Here is a 246-nt window from a genome sequence, read left to right as displayed (position 1 = left end):
CCGGAACGAGCGCACGCGCGTCGACTTGATCGGCAGCGCGCAGGACGACGGCCGAACGCTGACGCTGCGAGACGAACGGCACGATCTCAGCGAGGCGACGATCGTCTTTCCACGCCCTGTCGGCATACCGGCGCAACATCCGTCGGGCGACCCGGTCATCCAGGCGGCGTGGTTCGCGCATGAACTGCTGACGATGACCGACGGCGGTCCGGATACCCGGACCGGGCGACTGCCGGTGCTGATCAC

At 68.3% G+C, this 246-nt stretch carries 1 protein-coding gene; it reads left to right on the top strand.

All coding sequences use genetic code 11. From position 1 onward, the window contains the following. Positions 1–246, top strand: a 246-nt coding sequence (locus tag CVH10_RS26300; RefSeq protein WP_219925057.1) for a hypothetical protein, incomplete at both ends; no start/stop codon positions are given.

Source organism: Halomonas sp. ND22Bw, from assembly GCF_003011945.1.
GTDB lineage: Bacteria > Pseudomonadota > Gammaproteobacteria > Pseudomonadales > Halomonadaceae > Halomonas > Halomonas halophila.
Note: the sequence above shows the minus strand (reverse complement) of the source record. Positions and strands in the feature narration are given on the sequence as shown.